Origin of the sequence: Erythrobacter donghaensis, assembly GCF_001557325.1 — a bacterium.
Lineage (GTDB): Bacteria > Pseudomonadota > Alphaproteobacteria > Sphingomonadales > Sphingomonadaceae > Erythrobacter > Erythrobacter donghaensis_B.
On record NZ_LSJS01000029.1, the window covers coordinates 1 to 5,045 of the forward strand.

8 protein-coding genes are annotated in these 5,045 nt (G+C 66.0%); 2 read left to right on the forward strand and 6 right to left on the reverse strand.

Features of this window, described 5'->3' with window-relative positions; all coding sequences use genetic code 11:
- From AX692_RS18620 to rpmF, 5 genes are all read right to left on the reverse strand, one after another.
- The coding region (locus AX692_RS18620) for a MerR family DNA-binding transcriptional regulator (protein ID WP_155646234.1) at nt 1-170 on the reverse strand (170 nt) is incomplete at its 3' end.
- Between the two features lie 19 nt (nt 171-189).
- Nucleotides 190-489 carry an integration host factor subunit alpha gene (locus AX692_RS00530; RefSeq protein WP_196490132.1) on the reverse strand — a complete coding sequence of 100 codons (300 nt, stop codon included), beginning with the start codon at nt 487-489 and terminating at the stop codon, nt 190-192.
- A gap of 141 nt (nt 490-630) precedes the next feature.
- Entirely contained in the window at nt 631-1,593 is a 963-nt protein-coding gene (locus AX692_RS00535; RefSeq protein ID WP_073974341.1) for a beta-ketoacyl-ACP synthase III, read from the reverse strand.
- An 11-nt stretch (nt 1,594-1,604) separates the two neighbouring features.
- On the reverse strand, nt 1,605-2,690 hold the full coding sequence (gene plsX, locus AX692_RS00540; RefSeq protein ID WP_073974336.1) for a phosphate acyltransferase PlsX: 1,086 nt from the start codon (nt 2,688-2,690) through the stop codon (nt 1,605-1,607).
- Nucleotides 2,691-2,726: 36 nt separating this feature from the next.
- The gene (gene rpmF / locus AX692_RS00545) at nt 2,727-2,903 is read right to left on the reverse strand and encodes a 50S ribosomal protein L32 (protein ID WP_026092120.1); all 177 of its coding nucleotides are present in this window, start codon (nt 2,901-2,903) and stop codon (nt 2,727-2,729) included.
- A gap of 222 nt (nt 2,904-3,125) precedes the next feature.
- Here rpmF and AX692_RS00550 point away from each other — a divergent pair, with 222 nt between their 5' ends.
- Nucleotides 3,126-3,521, forward strand: coding sequence for an MAPEG family protein (locus AX692_RS00550; RefSeq protein ID WP_073974337.1), 396 nt, complete (start codon nt 3,126-3,128; stop codon nt 3,519-3,521).
- Nucleotides 3,522-3,579: 58 nt separating this feature from the next.
- Here the strand turns inward: AX692_RS00550 and AX692_RS00555 are convergent, their stop codons facing one another.
- Nucleotides 3,580-4,482, reverse strand: a complete 903-nt coding sequence (locus AX692_RS00555; RefSeq protein ID WP_073974342.1) for an acyl-CoA desaturase — start codon at nt 4,480-4,482, stop codon at nt 3,580-3,582.
- 90 nt (nt 4,483-4,572) lie between these two features.
- Here AX692_RS00555 and AX692_RS00560 point away from each other — a divergent pair, with 90 nt between their 5' ends.
- A complete protein-coding gene (locus AX692_RS00560) occupies nt 4,573-4,899 on the forward strand; it encodes a metalloregulator ArsR/SmtB family transcription factor (protein WP_073974338.1) in 327 nt (108 codons plus the stop codon).
- The last annotated feature ends 146 nt before the right edge of the window (nt 4,900-5,045 follow it).

Consider the following 5,045-nt stretch of genomic DNA (forward strand, 5'->3'; position numbering starts at 1 on the left):
TTGTCTCGTGGGCTCGGAGATGTGTATAAGAGACAGCGCTTCAGCGGCTTCAAGAGCGGGAACTGCGCTTCCCAGTACCGCAGCACGTGAGGCCGGATGCCCAGCGCCTCGCTGACTTCGCCGATGGTGCGCAGCGCGCCCTCGTCCTTGCCGTCATCGAATGCGGTCATCTGGCCTCACCTCTTGTGGTTAACCTTGGGCAATCCGTTCCTTGAGCAGCTGGCTGGCACGGAAGGTCATCACCCGGCGCGGAGTGATCGGCACTTCGATCCCGGTCTTGGGATTGCGGCCGATCCGTTCGTTCTTGTCGCGCAGCACGAAGCTGCCAAAGCCGGAAATCTTGACGTTCTCACCCCTGGCGAGCGCGTCGCTCATCTTGGCCAGAATCGCTTCGACCAGATCGAGCGATTCCGCGCGGCTGAAACCCATCTTGCGGTTGATGGTTTCCGCCAGATCGGCGCGGGTCAAAGTGCCAACCGAACGCATCATGCGAATTCTCCTTCGCGGCGCGACCCGATTGAAGGTGGCAGGTGTTTACGGATTTTCGGCACGATTGCAAAGCGATGCCATGCGAATTGTTGTGTTTTTCGCACAGGCGTTAGCAAAAGGGACAGGCGCGCCCGCCCGGTCTCACATCCGGATCAGGCTCGCGCCCCAAGTGAAACCGCCGCCCATCGCTTCGAGCATCACCAGATCGCCCGGTTTGATCCGCCCATCCTTGCGCGCGACATCGAGCGCGAGCGGCACCGAGGCGGCCGAGGTGTTGGCGTGATCCTGCACCGTCACCACCACCTTTTCGGGCGCTAGGCCGAGCTTGCGCGCGGTCGCATCGAGGATCCGGGCATTGGCCTGATGCGGCACGACCCAATCGATTTCGCTGACCGAAACGCCTGTTTCCTCAAGCACTTCCTTCAGGACATCGGCGAGGTTGACGACCGCGTGGCGGAACACCTCGGGCCCGCGCATGCGGACGTGGCCGACCGTCTGCGTGGTCGAGGGCCCGCCATCGACGTAGAGCAGATCGTGCTGGTCGCCGTCGGCGTGCAGCCTGGTGCCGAGGATGCCCGAGTCCCCTTCGCCCGAAGGCGCCTCCAGCACCACCGCGCCCGCCCCGTCGCCGAACAGCACGCAGGTGGTGCGGTCCTGCCAGTCGAGAATGCGGCTGAAGGTCTCCGCACCGATCACCAGCGCGCGGCGGGCCATGCCCGTACGCAGCAGCGAATCGGCGGTGGCGAGCGCATAGAGGAAGCCCGAGCACACCGCGCCGATATCGAAGGCGACTCCGCCCTGGCAGCCCAGCGCGGCCTGCACCTTGGTGGCGGTAGCGGGGAAGGTGTTGTCGGGGGTGGCTGTGGCGAGCACGATCAGGCCGATCGAGGCGGCCTCGACGCCTGCATCCTCCAGCGCCGCGCGCGCGGCGGCGATGGCGAGGCTGGCGGTGGTCTCGCCCTCTCCCGCGATGTGGCGCTGACGGATCCCGGTGCGCGCGACGATCCATTCGTCCGAGGTGTCGACCGTCTCGGCCAGTTCCGCGTTTGTCACCACCCGCCGGGGCAGCGCCGAGCCGGTGCCGAGCACGCGCGAACCGCTCACGCGCCCTTGGTTCACAGGGGCGCCTCGCTGTCCTTGAGCGTCGGAGCCGGCGCGCTCTGGCGCAGCGTGCCCTCGCCCAGCCGCGAGAGGTCCTGCGCGATCCGTTCGGTCAGCTTGTTCTCGAGCAGCCGCGCGGTCACCGCCACGGCATGGGCGACACCCTTGGCGTTGGCGCTGCCATGGCTCTTGACCACCACGCCGTTCAAACCAAGGAAGACCGCGCCATTGTGGTTGTTCGGATCGAGATGGTGCTTGAGCAATTCGGTCGCCGGGCGCGAGACCAGAAAACCGATCTTCGAACGCAGCGAGGAGGTGAAGGCCTGCCGAAGCAGATCGGTGACGAAGCGCGCCGAACCCTCGATCGCCTTCAATGCGATATTGCCCGAAAAGCCGTCGGTGACGACCACATGGGTCTCCCCGCGGTTGATCTTGTCGCTTTCGACGAAGCCGTCGAACTGGAGCGCGAGCCCGCCGTCGGCCGAGGCGGCGGTGAGCATCGCGGCGGCATCGCGCAGCTCCTCGGTGCCCTTGATCTCTTCGGTGCCAATGTTGAGCAGGCGGACGACCGGCTTGTCGAAGCCGTTGACGATCCGCGAATAGGCCGCGCCCATCACCGCATATTGCACGAGATTGCGCGCGTCGGCCTCGGTGTTGGCCCCGAGGTCGAGCATCACCACGTCGTGCGATTGCAGGGTCGGCATGATCGCGGCGAGCGCGGGACGATCGATCCCGGGCATGGTGCGCAAGGCGAGCTTGCTCATTGCCATCAGCGCGCCGGTGTTGCCCGCGCTGACCGCAGCGCCGGCATCGCCGGTCTTCACCGCGTTGACGGCGAGCCCCATCGAGGTGGTCTTGGCGCGGCGGATCGCCTTGCTGGGCAGCTCGTCCCCGCCCACCACGTCGTCGCAATGCAGGATTTCGGAGGCCGCCCGCAGGTTCGGGTGGTTCTCGAGCGCGGCTTCGATCCGCGCCTGATCGCCCACCAGCAGGAACTTGAACTTGTCATGATCGCGGCGGGCCAGCGCCGCGCCTTCGACCATGACGCGCACGCCTTCATCGCCGCCCATCGCATCGACCGCGATACGGGGCAGGCTCATCGTGCTTTTCTCCGGTCTATCGTGAGGGCCACCGGCTTAGCCGACGGCGACGACCTGACGCCCGTTGTAGTGGCCGCAGTGGCCGCAGATGTTGTGCGGGCGCTTCAACTCGCCGCAGTTCGAGCATTCGTGGAATGCCTCGACCTTGAGCGCATCGTGCGAGCGACGCATGCCGCGACGGGAGGGCGATACTTTTCTCTTGGGGACAGCCATGGCGGCACCATTTCCTCAAATAACTATGCGTTCGCGCCACCGGCGCCTGCGATTCTCGAAGGCCGCCCTTACGGCAAGGAGAGTGCGCACACAAGCACGAGACTTGCGCGCATTCCTTGGCCAGCAGCGGCGGGAAGCGGCGCGCTATAGCGAAAAATTCGCGCGTTGCAAGCAGGCTCGGCGCGGCCTAGCACGGCATGGCAATAGTGAAGGGATCGCCTCATGACCGCCCTGCCCGTGACGCTCGCCGCCGCCGCTGCGGCAGGCATCCTCAATATCTGGCTGGCGCTGCGGATCAACGCCGCGCGCAGCGCTGCCGGGGTCTATCTCGGCGATGGCGGCAACGAGGCGATCCAGCGCCGGATGCGGGCGCAGGCGAATTATGTCGAATACACCCCCTTCGTCCTCGCGCTGATCGTGGCAATCGAGCTGTCGGGCAAGGGCAGCTGGTGGCTGGGCGTGGTTGCGGCGGTCTATTTCGCCGGCCGCATCGGTCACGGCTTCGGGATGGATGGCGGGGCGCTGCTCAAGGGGCGCTTCATCGGCACGATCATCACGCTGCTGACCCTGCTCGGCCTGTCGGTCGCCGCTGCGCTGATCATGGCGGGGGTGATCTAAATTTCTGTTGTCGCGCGATCTTTGACAACAACCGGTTCCCACTTTTTGCCATCGCGCTCTAGACGCGCACCAGCTTGCCCGCGCGCCCGGGCATATCGGCGGGGAGGCACACGTCCCAGGCGAGGCCCATGCGCTCGAGCAGGTGGATGAAAGCGTAGCCCCAGTCGCTCTGCCCCTTGTGCAGTCCGATGCGCGCGCTGCCGGGGTAGGCGTGATGATTGTTGTGCCATGCCTCGCCCATGGTGAGGAGCCCGGCCCAGGGCACGTCATGCGCCTGCACCCCGGCGTCCGCGACCTGCCAGTGCTGCGGGCCTCGTCTGTGCGCGAGGTGGCCGACGAGGAAATGGCCGTGCACCGTCAGCGTGATCCGCACGAACACGCCCCACACCACGAAGGGCCAGCCGCCCAGAAGATAGAGCACACCCGCGACCGGCAGCTGCTGGAGCATCCACGTCCGCTCCAGCCAGCGCAGGAAGGGCGAGGCCTCGAGCGCACTGACGTCGAAGCGCGGCGGTTGGTCGAGTTCGAGCCGGCAATGCATCAGCCAGTAGGCATCGATCAGCATCGGTCGGCGGTTGGCGAGGTAATCGTGGCAGTCGCTTTGGCGCTGGCCCCAGTCGCGCAGGTCATGCGCCTTCACGATCCCGATCGGCCCGTTCATCCCCGCCACGGTGCCGCACCAGATCAGGAAGCCGCGCAAGGCGGGAAAGGTGCGAAAGCTGCCGTGGATCAGCAGACGGTGAAAGCCGACCGAATGGCCGAGCAGCAGCACCGCGCCGGTAAGGCCGATCCCGGTGACGACGGCAGCCGGCGTGGTGAAGAACGGCGCAAGGCCGAGCGCGGCGAGCAGCATGCCGCCGTTCCACAGGCTCATCGCCGGATCCCAGCGCACCTGCCCATGCACCGCATCGGCGCCGGGGGTGGGGGCGATCCAGTTCACCTCGCAGCGGTCGCGCGTCATCGAGCTCTCCATCCTGTAGATAATTAATGCATCACTTAATTACTCGATAGCACTGGAAAGCATTTAAGCAAGCCCTTACATGAAGGCCCCATGCAGAAAGTGTTCGAAGCCCTCGCCTCGACGGTGCGCCGCAAGATCCTGGCCTATCTGTCGGAATCCGAGCTGACCGCGGGTCAGATCGCGGAGCGATTCGACATCTCCAAGCCCGCGGTCTCGCAGCATCTCTCGGTGCTGGAGAACGCGGGGCTGGTGGCCAGCGAGAAGCGCGGGCAGTTCGTGCACTACCGGCTGGTGCGCGAGAACCTCGCCAACACGCTCAACGGCTATGTGCAGGAAGTCTGCCCGGTCTCGCGCCCGCTCAAGAAGGAGAGCAAGGCGCTGAGCGATTCGGCGAAGGGCGCGGATCGAGACGAGTAATCCTCTCCCTCGGTAGAGGGGGACCGCGCCGCGTAGACGGCGGGGTGGAGTGGCACTTGCGGATGATCCGGACAGTCGGGGTTTTCGATGGCGGCACCTGCCCCTCCACCATGCTGCGCATGGTCCCCCTCTACCGAGGGAGAGGA

Bases quoted from the DNA above. Each gene is read 5' to 3' on its own strand.
- AX692_RS00530 (WP_196490132.1), bottom strand. From the start codon at position 489: ATGATGCGTTCGGTTGGCACTTTGACCCGCGCCGATCTGGCGGAAACC.
- plsX (WP_073974336.1), bottom strand. From the start codon at position 2,690: ATGAGCCTGCCCCGTATCGCGGTCGATGCGATGGGCGGCGATGAAGGC.
- rpmF (WP_026092120.1), bottom strand. From the start codon at position 2,903: ATGGCTGTCCCCAAGAGAAAAGTATCGCCCTCCCGTCGCGGCATGCGT.
- AX692_RS00550 (WP_073974337.1), top strand. From the start codon at position 3,126: ATGACCGCCCTGCCCGTGACGCTCGCCGCCGCCGCTGCGGCAGGCATC.
- AX692_RS00555 (WP_073974342.1), bottom strand. From the start codon at position 4,482: ATGACGCGCGACCGCTGCGAGGTGAACTGGATCGCCCCCACCCCCGGC.
- AX692_RS00560 (WP_073974338.1), top strand. From the start codon at position 4,573: ATGCAGAAAGTGTTCGAAGCCCTCGCCTCGACGGTGCGCCGCAAGATC.